Origin of the sequence: Pedobacter steynii (genome assembly GCF_001721645.1) — a bacterium.
Taxonomy (GTDB): Bacteria; Bacteroidota; Bacteroidia; order Sphingobacteriales; family Sphingobacteriaceae; genus Pedobacter; species Pedobacter steynii_A.
Genome location: NZ_CP017141.1, coordinates 1954635 through 1980303, shown reverse-complemented (window position 1 = coordinate 1980303; position 25669 = coordinate 1954635). Strand labels below are relative to the sequence as shown.

The window sequence follows — 25669 nt, the reverse complement described above, 5'->3', positions numbered from 1 at the left end:
CAACTTGAACTGATCTCCAAGAGGTAAATGGACTCAGCATTATAATTTAAATCACACCAAGTGCCTTACCAACTTTGGTAAATGCAGCGATAGCTTTATCCAAATGGTGTTGTTCATGGGCTGCAGACAACTGTACGCGAATCCTCGCTTTGCCTTGCCCAACAACCGGATAGTAAAAACCGATTACATAAATTCCTTCCTCCAGCATTTTCGCTGCAAATTCCTGCGCCAGTTTTGCATCATACAGCATTACCGGAACAATCGGATGAACACCCTCCTTAATATCAAACCCTGCTTCCGTCATCTTCTTACGGAAATAAACGGTATTGCTTTCCAGCTTATCTCTTAAATCAGTAGTTTCACTTAACATGTCCAACACAGCAACAGAAGCACCCGCAATTGCAGGAGCCAGTGTATTAGAAAATAAATAAGGACGTGAACGCTGACGCAACATATCTATAATTTCTTTCTTACCTGCAGTAAAACCTCCAGATGCCCCTCCTAACGCTTTACCCAAAGTACCAGTGATGATATCCACCCTATCCATTACATTAAAATGTTCATGTGTTCCACGGCCTGTTTTTCCAATAAATCCGGTACAGTGTGACTCATCAATCATCACCAATGCCTCATATTTATCCGCCAGATCACAGATCTGGTCAAGTGGTGCAACCACACCATCCATAGAAAAGGCGCCATCAGTAACAATAATACGATGTCTGGCATCTTTCGCAGCAATCAATTGTTGCTCCAGATCTGCCATATCTGCATTTTTATACCTGAAACGTTTTGCTTTACAAAGACGTACCCCATCAATGATAGAGGCATGATTCAATTCGTCTGAAATGATTGCATCCTGATCGTTAAATAAAGGCTCAAAAACACCTCCGTTTGCATCAAAAGCCGCAGCATATAAAATGGTATCTTCCGTACCTAAAAAAGTGGAAAGCTTTGCTTCCAGTTCTTTGTGTATATCCTGAGTGCCACAGATAAAGCGTACAGATGACATGCCATAGCCATATTTATCAATCGCTTTTTTAGCAGCCTCAGTTACACGTGGATCAGAGGATAAGCCTAAATAATTATTCGCACAGAAGTTGATCACCTCTTGTCCGGTACTTACTTTGATGTCTGCACCCTGAGGTGTAACAATCACACGTTCACGTTTAAATAAACCGTCTTTTTCTATTTGCTCCAGTTCTTGTTGTAGAACAGGTTGTAATGTTTTATACATACTATTATTTGCTTGTTGCAACCAAAGTTATAAAAATATCGTCTTCTATGAACAACCTTATTAAATCATCAACAACAAACTTTAACAAGATTATTGTGTTAACTAACATTAACATACCGATATTTAGGCTTTAATATATTATGAAGAGAATCCATCTAACGTTTTTATTAATATTCGGAACAATTAGCGCCTTATTTGCACAGGAATTTAAATTAAAGGGTAGGATCAAAGATACCGAGGGACAACCGGTCCCTTTTGTTTCAGTATATATTAAGAATACGACTAAAGGAACCTCAGCAAATGTTGATGGGGTTTACACGCTCTCATTGGATAAAGGCACGTTTATTATAGTCTATAAAGCCATTGGTTATAAAGCTATAGAAAAGAACATCAGCATTACAGGCGATGCGTCAGAAGATATCATTTTGGCTCCCGAATCCTATACCCTTTCTGGAGTGACCATTGATGGGAACGCAGAAGACCCTGCTTATGAAATTATACGTCAGGCCATAAAAAGAAGAAAACAACATTTAACAGAAGTCAATTCCTATACGGCCGACGTGTATATCAAAGGTGTTCAAAAACTGGTCGGGGCTCCAAAAAAGTTCTTTGGCAGAGATGTTCAAAAGACACTGGACCTGGATACCAACAGAAAAGGAATACTATATTTATCTGAATCTACTTCTACCTTTGCCTTTCAACACCCGGGTAAAATCCATGAAGAAATGGTTTCGTCTAAAATCTCAGGACGTAATAATGCATTCAGCTTTAATAAAGCATCTGATCTGATCGTTAATTTTTATGATAACATTCTTTTAGAGAACACCATGAGTGCACGTGGTTTTGTGTCTCCGATTGCTGACAATGCCTTATTCTATTACCGTTATAAGTTATTGGGATTTAGCATGGAAAACGGAGAAACGGTAAATAAGATTCAGATTATCCCGAGAAGAGAACACGATCCGGTATTCAGGGGAATTATCTATATTAAAGAAGACAGCTGGCACTTGTTGAATGCCAATGTATACCTGACTCAAAATTCAGGCATCAATTTAATAGATACACTTAAGATCTCACAACAGTTCCTGAAGGTAGAAGATACCTATATGCCTTCTAATATGAATTTTCAGTTTAATGGCAATGTATTTGGATTTAAGTTTGAAGGATATTACGCAGGAGTATATAGTAACTATAACATCCATCCCAACTTCCCGAAGAATTATTTTAATGGGGAAATCTTAAAAATAACCAGGGCGGTCAACAAGAAAGACTCCCTTTTCTGGTTAAACAACCGGCCTATCCCACTTACACCAGAAGAGAGCCGTGATTATATCAGAAAAGACAGCATTGCTGCCCTCAAGACTTCCAAGCACTATCTGGATTCTTTAGAAAAAGCAAATAATAAGTTCGGGATTATCAAAATGTTACTGACAGGGTATACCATTAATAACCGATACGATAGAAAATATTTAAAGTTTGACCCTATACTTCGTTCATTATTCTACAACACTGTAGAAGGCTTTGGAGCTAAATACGGCGTCACCTATACCAAAGAACTGGAATATGGCGCTTTTTATAGCATCCGACCGGAGTTACGGTATGGTCTCTCTAATAAATTGTTTACCGGATCATTAACAGGAAATTATTATTACGATCCGTTAAAACGTGCCAGTATTTTCGCCGGTATCGGATCTGGTATTTATGACCTGAACAATCATGGTAGTATGAGTTTGTTGGCCAATTCCATCAACTCCCTGTTATTCGAAACCAACTTCTCTAAGTTCTACAAAAAGGAATTTGTAAATATCGGATCAAGTAGAGAGCTCACCAACGGTTTACAGGCAAGTCTATCTGCAGAATATACCCGAAACACCAATCTGATCAATACGACTACTTATAAAATCAAAGATTTAAAAGGAGAGACATTCAGCTCCAATAACCCCTTTAGCCCGGAAGTAGAGAAACCATTATTTCCTACCTATGAAGCCTTGATTCTAAATGCGTCCTTAACCTACACCATCGGACAAAATTACATTACCCGCCCCGATCGTAAAATTTATCAGGATTCAAAGTATCCAAGTATCCGGTTATCCTATAAAAAAGGGATTAAAGGTTTAATGAGCAGTGATGTGGATTACGATTTAATTTCTGCTGAGGTTTACCAGAACAGGATCAGCTCCGGCTTATGGGGATATTCCTCTTTCGTTATTGGTGCAGGAAAATTTCTGAACAATGCGCAGGTCTATTATCCCGAGTTTAAACATTTCAGGGGAAATAATTCACTATTTGGTTTACCTAACCTAAGAAAATTCCTCTTCCTGGATTTTTATTTGTACAGCACCGACAGAGAATATTTCGAAGCTCATTTTGAACATAATTTCTCTGGATTGCTAACAAACAAAGTACCGCTGTTGCGCAAGTTAAGACTGGAAGAGCTGGCGGGTGTCAGTTATCTGAGCCAGCCTTTAAAAAGAAATTACACAGAGTTTTATTTCGGTTTACAACGTCTGATCTTTAGAGCAACCTATGGCTTTGCCTATGATGGAAACAAAAGGGTAAACCATGGATTCAGACTGTCTTACGGCTTTTAAAACAATAAATATAAAAATTTAGCGGGACAGCATAAATCCCGCCAAATCTTCTCTTCTTAGTTTGCACTGTTCGGCATACGATCGTAAAGACTCATCATAAGCTCTGGAGGGAAATAGCTATAATCTTTATTTAAGACTGTAGCATTCAAAGGTAACACCTTCCAACCCTCGTCTCCTTTAATCTTAAGTTCATGGATCACATGCATACATTCCAGGAGTTTTTCCAACAATTCGTACATCGGAAAAGAAAGATGTCCATTATCACATTCCTCAGACATTGGGGTAGTCCGCAGACTATAAAACAAAGCCATATCCAGTTCATCCTGCCATCTGGAAAGTTTTTGATACCGAAAAACATTCTCAAACACAAATTTCACGTTATTAATCTCCTGGTCTTCCAATACTCTGCAGCATTTCATCACTTCGTCAGATAACCTTTTCCTGACTTCGATAAAAGAGGTTTCCGCCCACATTCCCCTGTCTTGATAAAGTGGGTTCTCTTCCTTAATCAGTAAATCGAGAAAGTCATCATTTAATAATAACCAGGCCATTTCAATAAAACGAGTAACATGCTGATGAACACACATTAACCTTGAACGATCATACACCTTACCCTTACTATAATCTGAATCCCCGAAGGATAAGGTAAACAACAGCCGGAGCTCCTGTCTGAACAGCTCTACATCTGTTACTTCAAAAAATTCTTCTACCACCAATAGTGGATTTTTTACTTCTTCTTCTTCTAAATACCTGAAACAGGGATTTTCCAATCCCGCATACCGTCTTCTCATAACACATGAATTTAATTAAAAGTATAATAATTGAAGTTTAAAATATTATATTAGCTAAATAATTAACACAATCTTACGTATAATTAATCAAAAGACAAACTAATTAAGACAATAAATAAAACTATGAGAAAAAACATTTATTTAGAGACCGACAAAACCGGTGCAAGGTTAAGAGAAGCCAGATTAGCAAAGCAGATGACCTTATCTCAGTTTTACACCCCTATCACCAAACATATAGGGAATTGTTCTTCTATTGAAAGCGGAAGAAGACGAATCGGAAAGAGGCTTTCAAAAGACATTCTGGAATACCACAAGATCAATCCCAGATACCTTAATACTGGTATGGGAGAAATGTTTCTGAGGTCTGAGAACCCGGATGAGCAGTTACCTCACCTGGAAGAAGGCGTCCCTTATTTCAATGTAAATCTTACCGAAATCACCTTCGGCGAACTTCATGTCTTTCAGGAGCCGCCTGAATACTATGTAAATTACCGCCCTTTTAACGATTGTGACGCCTACCTTCCCATCTATGGAGATAGCATGTATCCTAAATTTTCCAGCGGAGAAATCATTATTGTAAAAGAAATACGAAACCGGGACATTATCCAATGGGGAGAAGCTTACCTCATTGTAACTGATGAAAAGGCAAACAACATCACTACGGTAAAACTATTATTTGAACATCCGAACCCGGGAAAGATTGTATTGAGATCGTTAAACCCCGAGTTTAAAGGAGATACCGTCATTCAGAGAGAAGTCATTAAGAGAATATTTCTTGTAAAGGGAAAAGTAACCCGGAATCACTTATAAACCCCGGGATTAACAATAAAGGGGATTTGTTCCCCCTTAAGACCTGCAATGATATTTTTTGCTGCCAGCACAGACATTGCGGCCCTTGTTTCTTCTGTTGCGGAACCAATATGCGGAAGAACAGATACATTTGGCATATTCAGTAAAGGGTGATCAGAGCGCATGGGTTCAGGGTTGGTTACATCTAACCCTGCTCCCCATATCTGTTTTTCTTCTAATGCCCTTAATAGGTCGCCCTCATTGTGAATTTCGCCCCTGGCTGTATTAATAAAAATCGATCGGGGTTTCATCTTAGTAAATGCAGACCAGTCAAACTTACCCCTGGTTTCGGAGGTCAGAGCAGTGTGCACGGTGAGGACATCACTTTGTTCCAACAGCTCATCAAAGGAAACCCAGCGTGCAGAGACTTCCTTTTCAGCAGCTTCATTTTTACGTCTGTTATGATAAATCACCTGCATACCAAAAGCAGCTGCGCAGCATTTGGCCATTTCCAATCCGATTTTCCCCAGACCAAAAACACCTAATGTTTTACCCCTCAACTCTATCCCCAAATCCGCTGTAGGGTCAAAGAAGCCCCACTCCCCTTTTATAATACTTTTATGCATATAAAATGCTTTTCTGGAGGTTGCCAGCATCAACAAAAAAGCAGTATCAGCAGTAGCCCCACTCAATACTCCCGGAGTATTTCCTATGGGAATCCCAAGAGCAGTAGCAGTTTTAACGTCCACATTATCATACCCTACTGAATGTAAAGCAATCACCTTCAGATGCGCAGAAGCCTGTAGAAACTCTTTGTCCAGACGTGTCCCAACACTTAATAATGCATGGCAATCCTGAGTATTAGAAATCAATTCTTTCTGACTAAGTCCTCTTTTCTCTTTCCATTCCCTCACTTCAAGTCCTGCCTCTATCATTAACTGTCGCCCCTCTGCCGGAATCACCCTGGTTACAAATACTTTCATAAATATGATTTAACATAAAATCAACAACACTTTGGAACAAATGTTCTGTAAAATAAAGAAGGCGGTTTCAAAATTTTGAAACCGCCTTCTTTATTTTATGATAACTCTTTAAAGACTAAGCTTTTTACGAATATCAGATGGAAGTCCTTTTTTGTTTAATAAGAATGCTGTCGTTTTATATTTCACAAAATTCTTTGTTACGTATAGGTAACCTTTGTAATCGTTGGTTACACCCCAGGAGTTTTTAACAATATAGTATTCTTTACCATTCTGATCTTTTGCAATACCTGTGATCTGCATTCCATGATCATCAGTAGTCTGATAATTGTCGAATGCTTCCTGACGCAATTCAGTAGTAATTTCTTTCTCAGCTTTAGGTCCGTTGAACATTGTTGCTTTTTCTTCTTTAGACATGCTGTCAAAGTCCTTCTCAGGAACAAAAGCAACACCATTTTTCCAGCTGAAACCTTTTTCACTTACATCTGTAGCCCAGGCAACTGTAAATCCTTTTTTCAAAGCATTATCAATTACTTTCGTAATGTCGTCCATCTGCACATTATATACCTGATCATAAGACCAGTTGTCAGGAACCATTAATACTGCTTTTGTATAATAAGGAGCGGTAGTAAATGAAGAAAGTTCCACGTAGTCTGTAGGATTAATACCTACCACTTCTTTAGCGAAAGTTTTTGGAGTATAGTTTTTACCTTCATATGTGAAATTTTCCGGAACAGCACCAAGACATGAGTCTATAGTAGCAATATATTTCTTTTTCCAGTTCGGATCAAGCTTACCATTCGGTGCTTTAACCGCCTCTTCAAGGATGGCTTTAGTCAGCTTATTCATATCGTCAGACTTGTTCGCCGCTGTTCCATAATCCCTGCCACTATACACCTCCTGAGGTAACGCACCGTATAGTGCAAACATATTGATTACATCGTGACATGCACCTCCATCTCCAAGTGTTAGGGCGCCATGCATACGCACATAGTTAATTCCTTTTTCGATATAAGCATTACGCGCAGTAAAGATATCGGCAAGGTCGACTGGCTTTTTACCCGCACGGATCATTTCAGATTCTAAAAAAGAGTTCGTGCTATAGCTCCAGCAGGTACCTGATGATTTTTGATTCTTAACAGAAGTTGCTTCTGCATTGATTACAGGAGTAAAAACAAAGCTATTTTTACTGTCTGTACTTTGGTTGTTTTTTAGTGAATTCACAAGATCATCTTGTGCAAATCCACTACCGGCACTAAACAGAAGGCCTGCGGCCAGCAATACCGGTTTAATAGAAATTTTAGTCATTTTATGTGTTTAAATTTAATCCGCCTCACAAATCAGGATATGATTTATAATGACGGAGGCAAACTTAACAATATTCCGGCCTGCCAGCAACAGCATAAAAATATTGTTACTGAAACCTCCACCATACTGAATTTTCATTAATTTTATCCTGATATGGACATTTCATTAAAAGGGAAATTTGCATTAATCTGTGGCAGCACACAGGGCATCGGGTTTGCGACAGCAAAAGTATTGGCTACACTTGGGGCAAATTGCATTCTGATGGCCAGGAATGAAGACAGTCTAAAAAAGGCAGTTCAACAGCTTTCTACAGAGCAAGGTCAGCAACATCGCTATCATATTGCAGATTTTTCCGAAAAAGGACAAATTGAAACAGCCATTAATCAGCTGGTCGCAGACACCAGGATTTCCATTCTGATCAATAATACCGGTGGCCCGAAATCCGGTCCGATTACTGAAGCCCTCATCTCTGATTTTGAATCGGCATTTCAACAACATCTCATCGGGAATCACATTCTATCTAAAGCCGTAATTCCCGGCATGAAAGCATTGGGATACGGACGGATTATTAATATCATCTCCACCTCGGTAAAAACTCCATTGCCAAATCTGGGTGTTTCCAATACCATCAGAGCTGCCGTGGCCTCATGGGCAAAGACATTATCCAATGAGGTTGGTAAATTCAACATCACTGTAAACAATGTTTTACCTGGATTAACAGAAACTGCAAGGTTAACCAGCTTAATTGAACAGACCGCAAAAATTCAGCAGTCAGCACCCCATGATCTGGAAAAAAACATGGTGAATACTATCCCTATGGCGAGATTTGGAAAAGCAGAAGAAGTTGCCAATGTAATTGCTTTTCTCGCTTCACCTGCTGCATCGTATGTGACAGGAACCAGCATCAGAGTAGACGGAGGCCGGACCCCTTCAATTTAGATTTTTCCTATATCATATATCTTTCTTAACTTTGCACTTGCATTAAACGCTGTATGCAACAGTATCAATGAATATATGAAAAAATTCCAGACCTTACTTTACTATTGCTATAGTTACATAGCAGAAGCAGAACAATTTGCTGCCGATCACCTTACTTTCTGTAAATCTCTTGGCCTTGTTGGTCGCATTATTGTAGCCAATGAGGGATTAAATGGAACTGTTTCCGGTACAAAAGAAGCTTGTGAAGCTTACATGTCGGCTATCAAAGCAGATGAACGTTTCGCAAAAACTGATTTCAAAATCGATGAGGTAGATGAACCTTCCTTTATTAAAATGCACTGCCGTTATAAAGCCGAAATTGTGCATTCAGGTTTACGAGACACCAGCATCATCAACCCTAATGAACGCACAGGTAAACATCTGGAGCCTGCAGATTTTCAAAAAATGATCGACGATGAGGACGTTGTCATTCTTGATGTCCGCTCCAATTATGAACATAATCTGGGGAAATTTAAAAATGCAGTAACACTGGACATCGAAAATTTCCGGGATTTTCCTGATAAAATCAATGAACTGGCTCAGTATAAAGACAAAAAGGTCCTGACCTATTGTACCGGCGGGATCAAATGTGAAAAAGCTTCTGCGCTATTACTTCACCATGGTTTTAATGACGTATATCAGCTTCACGGAGGGATTATCAAATATGGTAAAGAAGTCGGTGGAGAAGATTTTGAAGGTAAATGTTATGTATTTGACAACCGTATTGCCGTTGATGTCAATTCGGTAAATCCAAGCATCGTTTCCAAATGTTTTAACTGTGGGACAGTTACACCAAAAATGATCAACTGTGCAAATCCGGAATGTAATGAACACATCACTCAATGTGATGCCTGTGGAGAAGAATTGCAGGGATGTTGCTCAACAGCTTGTACCACCAATCCCCGAAAACGTGCGTATGACGGAACCGGATATTATGTAAAAGTGCCTCAACCTGTAAACGTTGCTTCAAAATAGCTATCTTAGTCGTTGATGAAGACCGGATACCTGAAATACTTTTTACTTTACACCCTGCTTGCGTTTATTTCAATCTCCGTTAAAGCAGAAAACATTAAAAGTATCGGGGTTCCTTACGTGCAAAATTACCCTAAGTCTGTTTACCTTTCCGGAAATCAGAATTGGTCAATCACCAAGGATAAACATGGCATCATGTATTTTGGGAATGCACAGGGACTACTCACCTATGATGGCAAATACTGGCAGCAATACAAAATGCCCAACAGGCAGATTGTACGGTCTGTACTTGCTGATCCTTCAGGAATTATTTATACAGGTGGATTTGGAGAGCTGGGGTATTGGTCTAATAAAAACAATAAATTAGCCTATACCTCTTTAACAAAACTTGTTCCGCCACAACACCTGGTTAAAGATGAGATCTGGAAAATATGTGCAGAAGGGAAAAAAGTTATCTTTCAGTCTTTCAACACCATTTATATTTATGAGAACAATCGTATAAAAACGGTAAAAGCTGCAAGACCTTTTCTTTTTCTTCATCAGGTAGGAAGAAGGTTCTTTGTCGAGGTGTTAAGTGAAGGACTCTTTGAACTGATGGGAGATAAACTTGTCCCATTAAAAGGAAGCAATCCCACTAACTCAACGGATGTGTTATCGATTCTGCCGTATAAAAACGGCAATCTATTGATTGGAACGAGCAAAGATGGTCTTTTTACTTATGACGGGAATAATTTCAGCCCCCTAAATACACCAGCTAATGCCTTTCTAAAAGTCTACCAGTTAAATAACGGAGTAAAAATTTTAAATAAGTATTATGCCTACGGCACCATATTAAACGGATTGATCATTATAGATGAACAGGGCAATATCGTTCAACGCATCAATAAATCAAGTGGCCTGCAAAACAATACCGTCCTCAGCGTATATGCTGATGATGACCAGAACCTCTGGGCGGGACTGGACAATGGCATAGACCGGGTAGAGTTAAATTCACCACTGTATTTCTATTTCGATAAAACCGGACAATTCGGAACAGTATATTCCAGTTTGATTTACAATAACACCATTTATCTGGGTACCAATCAGGGTCTTTTCCATAGTCCCTGGGTATCAGGACAGGGCTCATTTAGTTCTTTCGATTTTAAATTAATACCCGGTTCTCAGGGCCAGGTATGGGACCTGACTAGTATTGATGGACAATTGATCTGCGGACACAACAATGGTACTTTCAGAGTGACTGGAAATAAGCTGGAGAAGATATCAAATACAAATGGCGGCTGGACCATAAAAAAACTGGACAACGGACAAGATTGTTTAATCCAGGGAACCTATAACGGATTGCTCATATATATAAAAGATGCAAGAGGCCTCTGGAAATTCCACCATAAAATCATCGGCTTCGATGAACCTTCGAGATATGTCGAAAGGGATGCAAAAGGCGACATATGGGTAAGTCATGCTTATAAAGGGCTTTACAAACTAAGCCTAAGCCCTGACCTGACAAGGGTCATTTCTACCAGATCTTACAATGACAAAAACGGCCTTCCTGACGACTACAACATCAATATTTTCAAAATTGAAAACAAACTCGTCTTCTCTTCAGACCAGGGATTTTTCATCTATGATGAAATCAGCAACCGATTTAAAAGTTATGAAGAGCTCAATAAAGGATTAAAAGGCTTTTCGACCTCCAACAAAATTATTAGTGCCGGGTTAAACAAATATTGGTTCATCAACAGAGGTAAAATGAGCCTGGTACACCTTACTGAACCAGGTAAGCTCGCTATCGATTCTAATAGATTCAGCATTCTTGATGGCAGGATGGTTCAGTATTATGAAAACATCAGCAAAATCAGCAATGACATTTATCTGATCAGTGTAGACGATGGCTTCGTCATTTACAATGGAACCGATGGTCAGGAAAGAAATAGCAAATCGACCTTACCTGCTGTACTCATCCGCAGAATAGAGGACATTACTGATACGTACAAGACTCTGAGCGAAATTGGGAGTAACGGATCAGAGATGGAAATACCATTTAGCAGAAACAACATTAGGATTTCTTACTCCCTACCCTATTACAGACAGACAAAAGTTACGTTCCAATATTACCTGGAAGGCTATTCCAAACAATGGTCAGACTGGAGTCCGGCCTCTCAAAAAGATTTCACAAATCTAAGTAAAGGAAGTTATGTCTTTAAAGTAAGGGCTAAGATCAATGATGAGCAGGTGAGTAAAGAGACGACATTTGAATTCGAAATCCTCCCTCCTTTCTATGCAACCAACTTGGCTATTGTCTGCTATATTTTAGCCGGCATCGCATTGCTGATTATAGCAAAGCGCCTCTACGAAAAAAAATTAAGGAAAGATCAGCAAACCATTTCCGAAAAGCTGCAGGCAGAGAAAGAAGCCTATCTTAAAAAGGAAGCCGAGGCAACGGAAAGACAAATCATCAAACTTCAGACAGAAAAGCTTCAGGTAGAACTCGCTGGTAAGAACCGGGAACTCGCAAACTCTGCCATGAGCCTGGTCTATAAAAACGAGTTGTTGCAGAAACTAAGTCAGGAAATCCTAAAGTTAAAAGACGGAAATGGAAAACCATTGGCAGAAGATCAGCTGAGAAAGATTCAAAAGGTCATTGATGAAGGAATGAATGATGAACGCGACTGGAATTTATTTGAGAGCAGTTTTAATGAAGCACATGAAAGCTTCTTCAAAAAGTTAAAAGCGAACCATCCTGATCTGGTACCAAATGACCTGAAATTATGCGCATATCTGCACATGAATATGAGCAGTAAAGAAATGGCATCCTTACTTAACATTTCCTTGCGGGGTGTAGAAATCAGACGCTACAGACTCCGTAAAAAGCTCGAAGTTCCTCACGACAAGAACCTTGTTGAGTTCTTAATGGAGCTTTAGGACTACATCATTACTACACATCACCTGATTTCAGCCCCACATTTCTGTATTTCACCAAAGACTTGCAAAACCATATATAATTTTGCCTGATCCTCCATAGAACCTCATTTTTAGTCCAAAAACTGATTTGGACAAGCTGTTTAAAACACTACACATTGTAGTTTGATGTATTAATGTATAGGCTCTTTTTTTGTAATAGCGGTTGTAGTCACAGAAATTTAACAAACAATTAAACAAAACTTAAACGAGCATGAAAAGAATCTTTACAAAATTTTCTGTTTTAACATTTCTCTGTTTTCTTTTTAATTACACAGCCTTTGCACAGAACATTACTGTGAAAGGAACCGTTACTGATGGTGGGGATAAAACAACCATTCCGGCGGTAAGTGTGCAGGTAAAAGGTACAACAACAGGAGCACAAACAGATGTCAACGGAAACTATGTGATCAGCGCCCCGGCGAATGCAACATTGGTATTTACGTATGTAGGTTATACTACTCAAGAAATTGCCATAAACAACAGAACTACTGTAAATGTAGTATTGACTTCTGCTTCAAATCAATTGGATCAGGTAGTGGTAGTAGGTTATGGTACACAAAGAAAGATTGATGTAACAGGAGCGGTAACTTCAATAAAAGGGGAAGACATTTCAAAGCAGGCCTCACAGAACGCTGTTGGAGCATTACAGGGTAAAGTTGCAGGTGTTGCTATTACCAATGTGGGGAAACCAGGAGCTTCACCTACAATGACCATTCGCGGAACAGGGACAATCTATGGTAATACTAAATTATTATACGTGGTAGATGGGGTTTGGTATGATGATATCAACTTTCTAAACCCTGCAGACATTGCCAACATCAGTATTTTGAAAGATGCATCCAGTCAGTCGATTTACGGAATCAGGGCTGCCAATGGTGTAGTACTTGTAACTACAGTTCGTGGCAAAAACGGAGATCCTACAATTAATTACAATGGTTCTGTCGGATTCCAGAAAGTAACAAATCAGGTAGAAATGGCGAATGCAACTGAATATGCTATTGGCGTTAATGAAGCTGCCAAAATTCAGAATGTTCCTGGCCAAGAGATCGTATTCAACAACACCGACCTCGGTAAAGGCACAGATTGGTATAAACAAGGACTAAGAAATGCATTGGTAACCAATCATCAGATCTCAGTTAATGGAGCAACAGAAAAATCCAGCTATAACTTCTCTCTGGGTTACCTGAATCAGGATGGGATCGTTAAGAAAAACAATTATAAAAGATATACTGCACGTTTAAGCAACGACTATCAAATCTTTAAAGCACTTAAAATAGGTTATAATGTTACCGGAACAGCCAGCGACTCCAAAGATGTCCCAGATGCTATTTTCCGTGATTTTTATTCTGCATCACCGGTTGTCCCTGTATTTAAATCACCAGGAGTTTATGGAGACCCTAGTGATTTTAAACTAGGTAATGGAAGTGCAGTTAACCCACAGGTAACATTAGACTTTTTCAATCAAAGAACTAAAATCTACCGAGCCACAGGAAATATCTTTGCAGAGCTTAAGTTTGCTAAACACTTTACTTTCAAAACAAGTGCAGGTGGAGATTTCTCTCAAGAAGAAAAAAGAGCATACATCCCTAAATATGAAGCAACTCTGGCACAACGATCAACCAACAGTAAGCTTTCTATAGACAGGATTGAGAACAGGAACTGGATTTTAGAGAATACCCTTACCTACGACAATAAATGGGGAGAGCATAACCTAACCGTTCTTGCCGGTCAGACTGCCCAACAGATTAAGAGCAATACGATAAAAGGATCGGCATTAGATGTTCCTTTTAGCAGCGAAGGTGATTTATATTTAGATCTTGGTAACGACAGATTAATTGAGAATACTGGTTCTTTAAGCAGACTAGCTTCTTATTTTGCAAGAGTGAATTACTCATTTAACAATAAATACATGTTAAATGCGTCTATGAGAGCAGATGGTGCCTCCCAGTTCTACGGAAGTGATCCATGGGGTTATTTCCCTTCTGTAGGAGCAGGATGGGTAATCAGCAATGAAGAATTCATGAAAAATCAGAAAATCTTCAGTAATTTAAAATTGCGTGGAAGCTGGGGTAAAGTAGGTAATGCGGGGATTCCATTCAATCCAACCACATTAACCGTCTCTCAGGTTGCCCAGTTAATCGCTTATTACGGAAATAACATCGCCAATACCGGTGCAAGTATCCGGATGATTGTTCCCCCAAGTCTTTTCTGGGAAAGAAGCGCAGGAACAGATATTGGTCTGGAAATGGGTTTCATGGATAATAAACTAAACATTGAAGCCGATTACTATAGCAGAAAAACAGAACAAGCCATATTTGACATCCCTGTTTTAGGTTCATTAGGAACGGAGAACAGCACGCTTATTGGTAATCAGGCAGACTTTAGAAACCGTGGCTTTGAGTTAACTGCTTCCTGGTCAGATCAGACCGAAAGCGGACTTAAGTATACCATCAGCGGAAACCTGGGAATAAACAATAACAAAGTTTTAAATGTAACTTCCGGTAATAACGCGATTTATAAAGGCGGTTCAGGATTAACCAGTGGTGAGCTGGCTACCAGAACCATTGCTGGAAGACCAATTGGTGAGTTTTTTGGATACCAGGTACAAGGTATCTTTCAAACCGCTGAAGAAATACAGGCTTCAGCTCAGACTGATGCAAGACCTGGTGATTTCAGGTACACAGATCAGAATGGTGATGGCGTAATCGATAGAAAAGATAAGGTCGTATTGGGCAATCCAAATCCTAAATTCAGTTATGGTCTGAATACCAATTTCGCCTACAAAAATTTCGATCTTACTCTGGATATTCAAGGAGTAGCTGGGGTAGAGGTTTATAATGGAAACCTAAGTGCCAGATTCGGTAATGAAAACTACACAAAGAAAATGTATGAAAACCGTTGGACTGGTCCAGGGACTTCCAATACTTACCCTTCAGCAGATTTAGCAGGTCGTAGGAATACTGCCACAAATTCATTTTATGTAGAGAGTGGTGCTTATATCCGTATGAGAAACATTCAGTTGGGATATACCCTGCCCCGCGAACTGACTTCTAAATGGAAAATGCAAAAATTAAGATTTTTTGCCAATGCTCAGAACGCCGTTAACCTTTTTGGTTACAGAGGCTTCAGCCCAGAAGTTGGAGGAACACCAACCAATGCAGGAGTTGACATCAATGTTTACCCATTGTATGCAACTTATAATTTCGGTTTGAACCTTACTTTTTAATCTCGACAAACATGAAAACATCCATCAATAAAAATATACAAATCTGGTGTGCAGCTGCCCTATTATCCGCTGTAACACTCACTTCTTCATGTAAGAAAAGTTTCCTTGATGTAGACCCTCAAGCCAAACAACCTGCAGTAGAATTCTGGAAAACACCAGAAGATGCAGCAAAAGGCGTTAACGCAATCTATGCAAATTTACGTAGCTGGAACAACGTTGCTTTTAATGCCATTGCTATTGAAAGTACCGGATCGGATGAAGCAGACAAAGGAAGCACAGCAGCTGATGCCACCTTCTTTAATCTTTATGATACCTTCACGGTAACATCAACCCACGGCACCCTGCAGGATTTCTGGACGGGACAATACCAAAATATTAATCTTTGCAATCAGGTATTGGATAACATTCCTGCAATTACAATGGATGAAGCACTGAAGGCACGTTATCTTGCCGAGGCAAAATTTGTACGTGCCTATTCTTATTTCAGATTAGTAAGAGCCTACGGAGATGTCCCTTTAAGGTTAAGGGTACCAAAAGATGCGTCAGAATACAACATCCCAAGAACGGCTAAAGCTACTGTTTACGCCCAGATAGAGCAGGATCTAAAAGACGCGGCAGCAGTTTTGCCACCTTCTTATTCCGCAAACGACCTTGGTCGTGCCACCAAAGGAGCAGCAATAGGTATGCAGGCAAAAGTAGCCATGTATCAGAATAAATGGGCAGATGTGCTTGCATTAACCAATCAGGTGATGGGAATGGGCTATAATTTAACCCCTAATTTTGAAAAGGTCTTCCGCGAAGAAAGTGAAAACAATATTGAATCGCTATTCGAGGTTCAGGCCACTTTAGATCTTAAAAACAGAGATGCATCCAATTCTCAATATAGCCAGGTTCAAGGTGTAGCCGGACATATGGGCTGGGGTTTCAATACACCTTCAACTGTATTGGCCGGAGCTTTTGAAGCTGGCGACCCAAGAAGAGATGCAACCATTCTTTTTAAAGGAGAAACCACTCCGCAAGGAGACGTTATCCCAACTAATGTTCCCAATGAGATGTACAATCAAAAATCTTACGTGCCTTTTAATACAAAAGTTAGTGGATTTAATGAAGGTGCTCAACAAAACATCAGGGTATTGAGATTTGCAGATATTTTACTGATGAATGCCGAAGCAGCGAACGAATTAGGCAACCCTACTCAGGCATTATCCTCGTTAAACAGAGTGAGAGCAAGAGCAAGAGGAGGAAACTCAGCCATCCTTCCTGATGTAACCGTTACGGAGAAAGTTGCATTGCGTAATGCCATTTACCGCGAAAGAAGAGTCGAACTGGCTATGGAGTCAGACCGTTATTTCGACGTAATCCGCCAGGGAAGAGGCAGCGAGGTATTCGGTGTTAAAGGTTGGAAAGCAAATAAAAATGAAGTATGGCCAATTCCCGATACGGAAATCCAGCTTAGTGGAAACCTGTTAACTCAGAACCCAGGTTACTAGATAATTTCAAATATCAATTTTTAAAGGTTGCCGGGGTTAGGCCGGCAGCCTTTTTTTAATCACTCTTTCATGTCAAAACTAAAACTCTATTCCATTACTTCCCTCTTGCTGGTCTTGATTATGGGCTCGGGAAGCAATGCCAATGCACAAAAGAAAAATACAGAAAGTATAAAACCTGAATTAAGCATAAAAAAGAATTTAACCGACGACCAGTTACTGGATCTCGTACAAAAACAAACTTTTCGCTATTTCTGGGACTTTGCACACCCGGTTAGCGGAATGGCAAGGGAAAGAAGCAACGTAGCCTTTGAATACGGAAATGAAGTGGTAACCACAGGCGGTACCGGTTTTGGCATTATGGCAACTATTGTTGCTTCAGAGCGTAAATTCATCACACGCGAGCAAGCCGCTACCAGGACAAAAAAAATCGTAGACTTCCTTTGGAAAGCAGATATGTTTCATGGTGCATTTCCTCATTGGTTAAATGGAGAAACCGGAAAAACCATACGTTTCAGTCCGAAGGACGATGGAGCGGACATCGTAGAAACTTCCTTTCTTTTCCAGGGATTGCTTACTGCACGTCAATACTACAATGCAGATAATGCGACAGAAAGAGACATCAGGAATAAAATACTTTGGATGTGGGAAGGCATTGAGTGGGACTGGTTCACTCAGAATCAAAACGTACTTTACTGGCATTGGAGTCCTAATAATGGTTGGAGTATGAACCATCAGATCAGGGGCTATAACGAATGCCTGATCACTTATATCCTGGCAGCTTCCTCTCCAAAACACGCGATTAGCAAGAAGGTATACGATGAAGGATGGGCAATGAGCAATACCTTCTTCAATGGTAAGAAATTTAATGACATTACACTTCCACTTGGATTTGACGGTGGGGGACCACTATTCTTTTCTCATTATTCCTATCTCGGCCTTGATCCGAGAGGTCTGAAAGACAAGTATGCTGATTACTGGGAACAGAACAAAAATCATACACTGATCAATAGAGCTTATTGTATAGAAAATCCTAAAAATTACAAAGGGTACAGCGCAAAAAGCTGGGGTTTAACAGCAAGCGATAGCTGGCAGGGCTATGCGGCACATTCTCCAACGGAAGACCTGGGTGTCATTACTCCCACGGCAGCTTTATCTGCATTTCCTTATACCCCGGAATACTCTATGCAGGCATTAAGACATTTTTATGAAGACATGGGAGATCACTTGTGGACAGAGTACGGGTTTGCAGATGCATTCAGTGAGCAACACAACTGGGTGGCAAAATCTCATCTTGCCATAGATCAGGGACCTATCATTGTCATGATAGAGAATTACCGGAGCGGCTTATTATGGAAGTTGTTTATGAGTAGCCCGGACGTACAGAAAGGATTAAAAAAATTAGAGTTCAGCTCAGCTGCAACCAGGTAACTTATAGAATCGGGGGATTCAATTTACAAATGTTTAGCCTTTATCATATTATTTAAACTTTAAATCTAAAATCATGAAAAGAATCCTCAGTATTTTAACCGTAATTTTATTAACCACCATTCTTATTAATCCGACAAATTATTCTTTTGCAAAAAATCATAAAAAAACGGTCTTAAAAGCAAATTCAAAGTCAGTTAAAAGCAGCCAGGCTCCGATTCCTTTAATGGCTAGAAACAGTACCGTAGATGGCGTATACGTACAATTATGGAATACCACATCGGGAGGTCATGTTACTTATTTCCTCCCTCCGAATACACCCAACCCAATTGTGCTTGGATATCTGCCAGCCAATAATGACATCTATAATGTGAGTCTGACCTCTACAGGAGGTGCACATGATATGTGGATTTATTGGGAACATCAATCACACGTTACAGGACTGGTTGCCAACGGCATGGCCCTTGCATGTGTAAGCTGTGCTGACATCAGAATATTTAACTAAACCGATATTGGCTAAACATTTAATTATACCCTATGCTGATTAGAAAGTCCCTCGCTATTTTTCTGCTTTGTAGTTTGCAAAGCTTGTTAACATTGGCGCAGCAGCAGCCTCAGACTTACTGCAATCCGGTTAATCTGGATTATGGATATACCCCTATTCCCAACTTTGCTACTCAGGGGAAACACCGGGCTACAGCCGATCCGGTAATCGTCAACTACAAAGGGGATTACTATTTATTTTCCACCAACCAATGGGGCTATTGGTGGAGTCCGGATCTTAACGACTGGACCTTTGTTTCCAAGTCCTTTTTAAGACCCGAGCATAAAGTATACGACGACCTTTGCGCCCCATCTGTATGGATTCAAGGCGATACCATGCTCGTTTTCGGTTCTACCTATTCCCGTAATTTTCCCATCTGGATGAGTACCAATCCTAAAGGAAACGACTGGAAAGAAGCCGTTCATGACTTTGACATCGGGGGATGGGATCCGGCTCATTTTCTAGATGATGATGGAAAGCTCTACATGTACAATGGCAGCAGCAATGTTTACCCACTGTATGGCGTAGAACTCAACCGGAAAACCTTCCAGCCCATCGGAACCAGAAAAGAACTTTTACTCCTGAACCCGGACCGCTTTGGCTGGCAACGTTTCGGAGAATACCTGGACAATACCTTCCTTGATCCTTTTATGGAAGGGGCCTGGATGACCAAACATAACGGTAAATACTACCTTCAGTACGGTGCTCCTGCAACAGAATTCAGTGGTTATGCCGACGGTGTGGCGATTGGAAAAACCCCTTTGGGTCCATTTGAACACCAGTCACTGCCCTTCTCTTACAAACCCGGTGGCTTTGCCCGTGGCGCGGGTCACGGTGCGACGTTTCAGGACAACTGGAAAAATTACTGGCATGTTTCTACCGTGGTGCTGAGCACCAAAAACAACTTCGAAAGACGAATTGGCATCTGGCCTGCAGGCTTTGATAAGAACGATGTGATGTATATGGATGCTGCTTTTGGAGATTACCCCCACTATCTGCCCAATAAAGCTACAGACCATCTAAAAAGTGGCTTTACCGGATGGATGTTGCTGAACTACAACAAGCCGGTTAGCGTATCTTCAACCTTAGGAAACTATAGTGCCAATAATGCTGTTGATGAAAACATCAGAACCTACTGGAGCGCTTCCTCTGATCAAAAGGGAGAATGGATCCAGTCAGACCTGGGCAACCTTTCCACCGTCAATGCGGTACAGATCAACTATGCAGATCAGGATGCCGCTTTCCTGGGGAAACAACAAGGTACTTATCATCAATATAAACTCTGGTATTCCGCCGACGGAAAAAGCTGGAAGATCCTTACAGATAAAAGCAGCAATAAAAAAGATGTGCCGCATGATTATATCGAACTGGAAAAACCGGTTAAAGCAAGGTTTATTAAACTGGAAAACATCCATATGCCTACCGGCAAATTTGCCATTAGCGGCTTGCGTGTTTTTGGAAACAGCAATCTTTCCAAACCCGCACCGGTCAAAGATTTTATCATCCTGAGAACAGAAAAAGACAAACGCAGCGCATGGATCAGATGGCAAATGTCTGATGATGCCTATGCGTACAACATTTACCTGGGAACAGACCCGGATAAACTATACAACTGCATTATGGTTCATAACGCTAACGAATACTGGTTTAAAGGAATGGACAAAGAAAAAACCTATTACTACAGCATCGAAGCCATCAATGAGAGTGGCGTTTCAGAGCGGACAAAAGTGCAGGCAGTTAATTAAATAAAGAATACCACAGATCAATAAAAAACAATACCGCATGAAGCGATTTTATTACTTCCTGATCTTATTAACATTTGGCTACGGAACGGCTACAGCACAGGAAAAACCGGCTTTCTGGAAAGAGATCCAGGAATTCAAACACAAAGACAGCATCTCCATGCCTCCGAAAAACGGGATTTTATTTGTAGGGAGTTCTTCATTTGAGAAATGGAAAGATCTGGAGACCGTATTTAAAGACTACCATGCCATCAACCGAGGGTTTGGCGGTTCCACACTTGCTCAGGCAAACTACTATATTGCAGACCTTGTGTATCCCCATCAACCTCGCCAGGTCGTCATCTACAGTGGGGAGAATGACATTGCTATGGATGGAACAACTGCACTGGAAACGTTGAACAGATTTGCCACCTTTTTCACCAATATCAGAAACAAATACCCGGATCTTCCGGTATTATATCTCTCTATAAAAAACAGCCCATCCAGAACCAGGTTCGCCGCGACAAATACCCATACGAATGCCTTGATTAAAGAATACATGAGCCATTATAAAAATGCTCAATTCCTGGATGTCAATTCAAAAATGCTGCACAACAATGCCCTTCGCCCGGAACTTTTTCTGGAAGATATGTTACATATGAATCCGGCCGGCTATGCCATATGGATTAAAGCAATCACCCCTTATCTGATAAAATAAAGAAACACACATAAAACAATGATAATGAGAAAAGCGACTTACTTATTTTTTCTGGCCGCACTTTTTAGTCTGAGCTCTGGCTTTGCACAACAAAAGAAAGCGGTAACAGCGACCGATCAAAAGATGAATACTTTTATTAAGAATCTCCTTTCAAAAATGACACTGGAAGAAAAAATCGGACAGCTGAATCTGCTGACTGGTGGAGAAGCTACCACAGGCTCTGTGGTCAGCACAGGTGTAGAAAGTAAAATTAAAAACGGACAGGTAGGCGGAATTTTCTCTCTCACCACCCCTGCCCGCATCCGTAAAGCGCAGGAGATTGCAGTAAATCAAACCCGCTTAAAGATTCCGATCATCTTTGGCCAGGATGTGATCCATGGCTATAAAACCACTTTCCCTATTCCACTGGCCCTGTCTTGCAGCTGGGATATGTCACTCATCGAAAAAACGGCCAGAATTGCTGCCGTTGAAGCCACTGCCGATGGTCTGAACTGGACCTTCTCCCCAATGGTAGATATCTCCAGAGATCCTCGCTGGGGAAGAATTTCTGAAGGGTCAGGAGAAGACACTTATCTGGGCTCAGAAATTGCAAAAGCAATGGTCAAAGGCTATCAGGGTGATGATTTATCAAAATACAACACCATGATGGCTTGTGTAAAACACTTTGCCCTTTATGGTGCCGCTGAGTCGGGAAGAGATTACAATACCACAGACATGAGTCTGAATAGAATGTACAATGAATACTTACCTCCCTATAAAGCTGCAGTTGATGCGGGTGCAGGAAGTGTGATGACTTCCTTCAACGACATTAATGGCGTTCCTGCTACCGCAAACAAATGGTTAATGACCGACCTGCTGCGTAAGCAATGGGGATTTGATGGTTTTGTAGTAACCGATTATACTGCAGTAAATGAATTGATCGACCATGGATTGGGCGATCTGCAAGCTGTTTCTGCGCTTTCAATAAATGCAGGAGTAGAAATGGATATGGTAGGGGAAGGCTTCCTGACCACCCTTAAAAAATCCGTTCAGGAAGGCAAAGTGAAAGAGCAACAAATCACCAATGCCTGCCGTCTTGTTCTGGAAGCAAAATATAAATTAGGCTTATTTGACGACCCATTCCGTTACTGCAGCGAAGAACGCGCAAAAAATGAAATTCTTACGCCGGAGCACCTGAAGGTAGCAAGGGAAACCGCCAGCCAAAGTTTTGTACTGTTAAAAAATCAGGGGCAAATCCTGCCATTAAAGAACACAGGCACTGTTGCCCTGATTGGACCACTGGCAAATACAGGAAGCAATATGCCGGGAACCTGGAGCGTAAACAGTGATTTAAAAAACACCATATCTCTTTTGGATGGACTAAAAGCCAATGCAGGTGCTGATCTTAAAATCTTACACAGCATGGGTGCCAATTTATTGACAGACCCGGAATATCAGAAAAGAGCGACCATGTTTGGCCGTGATATCCCAAGAGACAACCGATCTGAAGAAGAAATGATCAATGAAGCCGTTGCAACGGCTCAAAAATCTGATGTGGTGGTTGCTGCCCTTGGAGAAAGCTCTGAGATGAGTGGGGAAAGCTCCAGCCGTACAAATCTGGATATCCCTGAGCCTCAAAAAAGATTGTTGCAGGCACTATTGAAAACAGGAAAACCAGTAGTTCTTGTATTGTTCACGGGCAGACCTTTAACCCTGAAATGGGAAGATGAAAATGTACCTGCGATCTTAAATGTCTGGTTTGGCGGGACAGAGGCTGCAAATGCCATTTCGGATGTATTGTTCGGAAAAGTAAACCCATCAGGAAAACTAACTGCTACTTTTCCACAAAACGTTGGTCAGATTCCACTTTATTATAGCCAGAAAAATACAGGACGTCCGTTGGAACAAGGTAAATGGTTCTCTAAATTCCGCTCCAACTATCTGGATGTCAGCAATGAACCACTGTATCCTTTTGGATACGGCCTGAGTTACACCAGCTTTGATTACAGTAACCTTAAGCTGAGTAAAACCAACTTTAAGGCTGGAGAAACCATTACCGCAACCATCACCGTTAAAAATACCGGTGCAGTGGAAGGTAAAGAAGTGGTTCAAATGTACATCAGAGACCTGGTTGGCAGCACTACCCGACCGGTTAAAGAATTAAAAGGTTTTCAAAAGATCAGCCTCAAGGCTGGAGAAAGTAAAGACGTCAGTTTCAAAATTTCCATAGAAGACCTGAAGTTTTACAATGCAGATCTGAAATTTGTTGCAGAACCTGGTGATTTTAAAATATTCATCGGAACGAATTCGAGAGATAACTCAGAAGCCTCTTTCCAATTGAGCCTTTAAGGATTTCAATCCGGCGATAAACCCTGACGGCATAAATGCCGCCAGGGTTTATTTTTTTTAAATGATTCTTAAATTGTTTAATTTTGGAACATGAGCCGCCTAACATTAATAATTTCGACGATACTGCTGATTTCTGGTCTGACTATCAAAGCCCAGGATTTAAAAAAATATGATAAAGGAAACTATATCAAAGGAAAGGACAGCATTTATTACCGCATCCTCTTCCCCGAAAACTTTAATGCCAATAAGAAATATCCCATTCTATTTTTCTTACATGGAAGAGGAGAAAGTGGGCAGGACAACCAAAAGCAACTGACCCATGGCGCAAAGCTCTTTCTTAAAGATGATTTCCGCAAGCAGTTCCCTGCCATCATCGTATTCCCGCAATGTGCAGAAAACAGCTTCTGGGCAAATGTAGAATTCGGAATGGATGCGCAAGGGAAGCGCAATTTTAATTTTCAGAAAGGTGGACGACCAACCAAAGCAATGCATGCCTTACTCGGTATGATTGATAATTTTATGGATAAACCCTTTGTAGATCAAAAACGGGTATATGTGGGCGGTTTATCAATGGGCGCAATGGGGACCTATGAATTACTGAGAAGAAAAAAGAAGCTGTTTGCAGCAGCCTTCGCCATCTGTGGAGGTGATCATGTAGCGAATGTTCAGAAGTATAAAAATATTCCCCTTTGGATTTTTCATGGAGAAAAAGATGATGTGGTACCTGTAGTATTGTCTACCATCATTTCGGACCAGCTAAAGGTTCTGGGAAAAGAGCCGAAGCTTACCTTGTATCCGAATGCCAACCACAACAGTTGGGACGCTGCCTTTGCAGATCCCAAACTATTGCCCTGGTTATTTTCTAATCAGAAACAGCGTTAATTAGTCGGCCATATTGTGATAAACCGCCTGAACATCATCGTCCTCTTCCAGTTTATCAATCAGCTTAAATACATCAACAGCCTGCTCTTCAGTAATTGGGGTAGTGGATTGAGAAATACGCTCTAATTTTGCGCTTTTCATTTCCACACCAGTATCTTCTAATGCCTTTTGCATTTTTCCGAAGTCTTCGAAAGCAGTTTGTACTACTGCGATGTCATTTCCTTCTTCATCTGCCTCCAGGTATAGTTCTTCTAAACCTGCATCAATCAATTCAAACTCCAGTTCTTCCAGATCTTTTTCTCCCGGTAAGAAACGGAAGATAGACTTACGGCTGAAAATGAAATCCAGGGAACCTGTTTTACCCAAAGTACCACCTGTTTTATTGAAGTAACTGCGCACATTCGCCACCGTTCTGTTCGTATTGTCAGTAGCTGTTTCGATCAGAATTGCGACACCATGTTGTGCGTAACCTTCGTAAACAAACTCTTCGTAACCATTTTCGTCCTTGTTGGAGGCTCTTTTAATTGCAGCATCTACCCTATCCTTAGGCATATTTACCGCCTTCGCATTTTGGATTGCTGTCCGTAAACGTGAGTTGGTGTCCGGTGATGGACCACCATCCTTAACCGCCATTACGATCTCTTTACCTATCCTGGTAAATTGAACGGCCATCTTTGCCCAACGCTTAAATTTCCTTTCTTTTCTAAACTCAAATGCTCTTCCCATTGTATATT

At 40.6% G+C, this 25669-nt stretch carries 19 protein-coding genes; 13 read left to right on the top strand and 6 right to left on the bottom strand.

Annotation, left to right across the window (positions count from 1 at the left end):
- Positions 1–46: 46 nt before the first annotated feature.
- Positions 47–1234 (bottom strand): glycine C-acetyltransferase, encoded by a 1188-nt coding sequence (gene kbl / locus BFS30_RS08155; protein ID WP_069378835.1) that lies wholly within the window; start codon positions 1232–1234, stop codon positions 47–49.
- Positions 1235–1374: 140 nt separating this feature from the next.
- Here kbl and BFS30_RS08150 point away from each other — a divergent pair, with 140 nt between their 5' ends.
- On the top strand, positions 1375–3825 hold the full coding sequence (locus BFS30_RS08150; protein WP_069378834.1) for a DUF5686 and carboxypeptidase regulatory-like domain-containing protein: 2451 nt from the start codon (positions 1375–1377) through the stop codon (positions 3823–3825).
- Positions 3826–3881: 56 nt separating this feature from the next.
- On the opposite strand, the gene BFS30_RS08145 is transcribed toward BFS30_RS08150, so the two are convergent.
- Complete coding sequence (locus BFS30_RS08145) at positions 3882–4616, bottom strand: hypothetical protein (RefSeq protein WP_069378833.1); 735 nt, start codon at positions 4614–4616, stop codon at positions 3882–3884.
- A 123-nt stretch (positions 4617–4739) separates the two neighbouring features.
- On the opposite strand from BFS30_RS08145, the gene BFS30_RS08140 reads away from it, so the two are divergent.
- Positions 4740–5426: a S24 family peptidase gene (locus tag BFS30_RS08140; RefSeq protein ID WP_069378832.1), complete on the top strand. Its 687-nt coding sequence runs from the start codon at positions 4740–4742 to the stop codon at positions 5424–5426.
- On the opposite strand, the gene BFS30_RS08135 is transcribed toward BFS30_RS08140, so the two are convergent.
- The 3 genes from BFS30_RS08135 to BFS30_RS28120 form a co-directional block, all read right to left on the bottom strand.
- A complete protein-coding gene (locus BFS30_RS08135; protein ID WP_069378831.1) occupies positions 5417–6388 on the bottom strand; it encodes a 2-hydroxyacid dehydrogenase in 972 nt (323 codons plus the stop codon). The two genes, BFS30_RS08140 and BFS30_RS08135, sit on opposite strands and share 10 nt — an antisense overlap.
- Before the next feature lie 108 nt (positions 6389–6496).
- A complete protein-coding gene (locus BFS30_RS08130; protein ID WP_083251991.1) occupies positions 6497–7693 on the bottom strand; it encodes an aminopeptidase C in 1197 nt (398 codons plus the stop codon).
- A 15-nt stretch (positions 7694–7708) separates the two neighbouring features.
- The gene (locus tag BFS30_RS28120) at positions 7709–7831 is read right to left on the bottom strand and encodes a hypothetical protein (protein WP_257785600.1); all 123 of its coding nucleotides are present in this window, start codon (positions 7829–7831) and stop codon (positions 7709–7711) included.
- Between the two features lie 15 nt (positions 7832–7846).
- Between BFS30_RS28120 and BFS30_RS08125 the strand changes: the two genes are divergently transcribed.
- From BFS30_RS08125 to BFS30_RS08075, 11 genes are all read left to right on the top strand, one after another.
- Positions 7847–8632 (top strand): SDR family oxidoreductase, encoded by a 786-nt coding sequence (locus BFS30_RS08125; RefSeq protein ID WP_069378830.1) that lies wholly within the window; start codon positions 7847–7849, stop codon positions 8630–8632.
- A gap of 75 nt (positions 8633–8707) precedes the next feature.
- Positions 8708–9646, top strand: coding sequence for a rhodanese-related sulfurtransferase (locus tag BFS30_RS08120; protein ID WP_069378829.1), 939 nt, complete (start codon positions 8708–8710; stop codon positions 9644–9646).
- Between the two features lie 15 nt (positions 9647–9661).
- Positions 9662–12562 carry a ligand-binding sensor domain-containing protein gene (locus BFS30_RS08115; RefSeq protein ID WP_069378828.1) on the top strand — a complete coding sequence of 967 codons (2901 nt, stop codon included), beginning with the start codon at positions 9662–9664 and terminating at the stop codon, positions 12560–12562.
- Between the two features lie 250 nt (positions 12563–12812).
- A complete protein-coding gene (locus tag BFS30_RS08110) occupies positions 12813–15827 on the top strand; it encodes a SusC/RagA family TonB-linked outer membrane protein (protein WP_069378827.1) in 3015 nt (1004 codons plus the stop codon).
- A gap of 11 nt (positions 15828–15838) precedes the next feature.
- Positions 15839–17317 carry a RagB/SusD family nutrient uptake outer membrane protein gene (locus BFS30_RS08105; RefSeq protein WP_069378826.1) on the top strand — a complete coding sequence of 493 codons (1479 nt, stop codon included), beginning with the start codon at positions 15839–15841 and terminating at the stop codon, positions 17315–17317.
- Between the two features lie 69 nt (positions 17318–17386).
- Positions 17387–18745 carry a glucoamylase family protein gene (locus BFS30_RS08100; RefSeq protein WP_069378825.1) on the top strand — a complete coding sequence of 453 codons (1359 nt, stop codon included), beginning with the start codon at positions 17387–17389 and terminating at the stop codon, positions 18743–18745.
- Between the two features lie 73 nt (positions 18746–18818).
- On the top strand, positions 18819–19247 hold the full coding sequence (locus BFS30_RS08095; RefSeq protein ID WP_069378824.1) for a hypothetical protein: 429 nt from the start codon (positions 18819–18821) through the stop codon (positions 19245–19247).
- A 32-nt stretch (positions 19248–19279) separates the two neighbouring features.
- Positions 19280–21031: a family 43 glycosylhydrolase gene (locus BFS30_RS08090; protein WP_069378823.1), complete on the top strand. Its 1752-nt coding sequence runs from the start codon at positions 19280–19282 to the stop codon at positions 21029–21031.
- 37 nt (positions 21032–21068) lie between these two features.
- Positions 21069–21725 carry a GDSL-type esterase/lipase family protein gene (locus BFS30_RS08085; protein ID WP_069378822.1) on the top strand — a complete coding sequence of 219 codons (657 nt, stop codon included), beginning with the start codon at positions 21069–21071 and terminating at the stop codon, positions 21723–21725.
- A 24-nt stretch (positions 21726–21749) separates the two neighbouring features.
- Positions 21750–24053, top strand: coding sequence for a beta-glucosidase BglX (gene bglX / locus BFS30_RS08080; protein WP_069378821.1), 2304 nt, complete (start codon positions 21750–21752; stop codon positions 24051–24053).
- 90 nt (positions 24054–24143) lie between these two features.
- Entirely contained in the window at positions 24144–24935 is a 792-nt protein-coding gene (locus BFS30_RS08075; protein ID WP_069378820.1) for a prolyl oligopeptidase family serine peptidase, read from the top strand.
- Here the strand turns inward: BFS30_RS08075 and BFS30_RS08070 are convergent, their stop codons facing one another.
- Positions 24936–25661, bottom strand: coding sequence for a YebC/PmpR family DNA-binding transcriptional regulator (locus tag BFS30_RS08070; protein WP_069378819.1), 726 nt, complete (start codon positions 25659–25661; stop codon positions 24936–24938). It abuts the gene before it with no gap.
- Between the last annotated feature and the right edge of the window lie 8 nt (positions 25662–25669).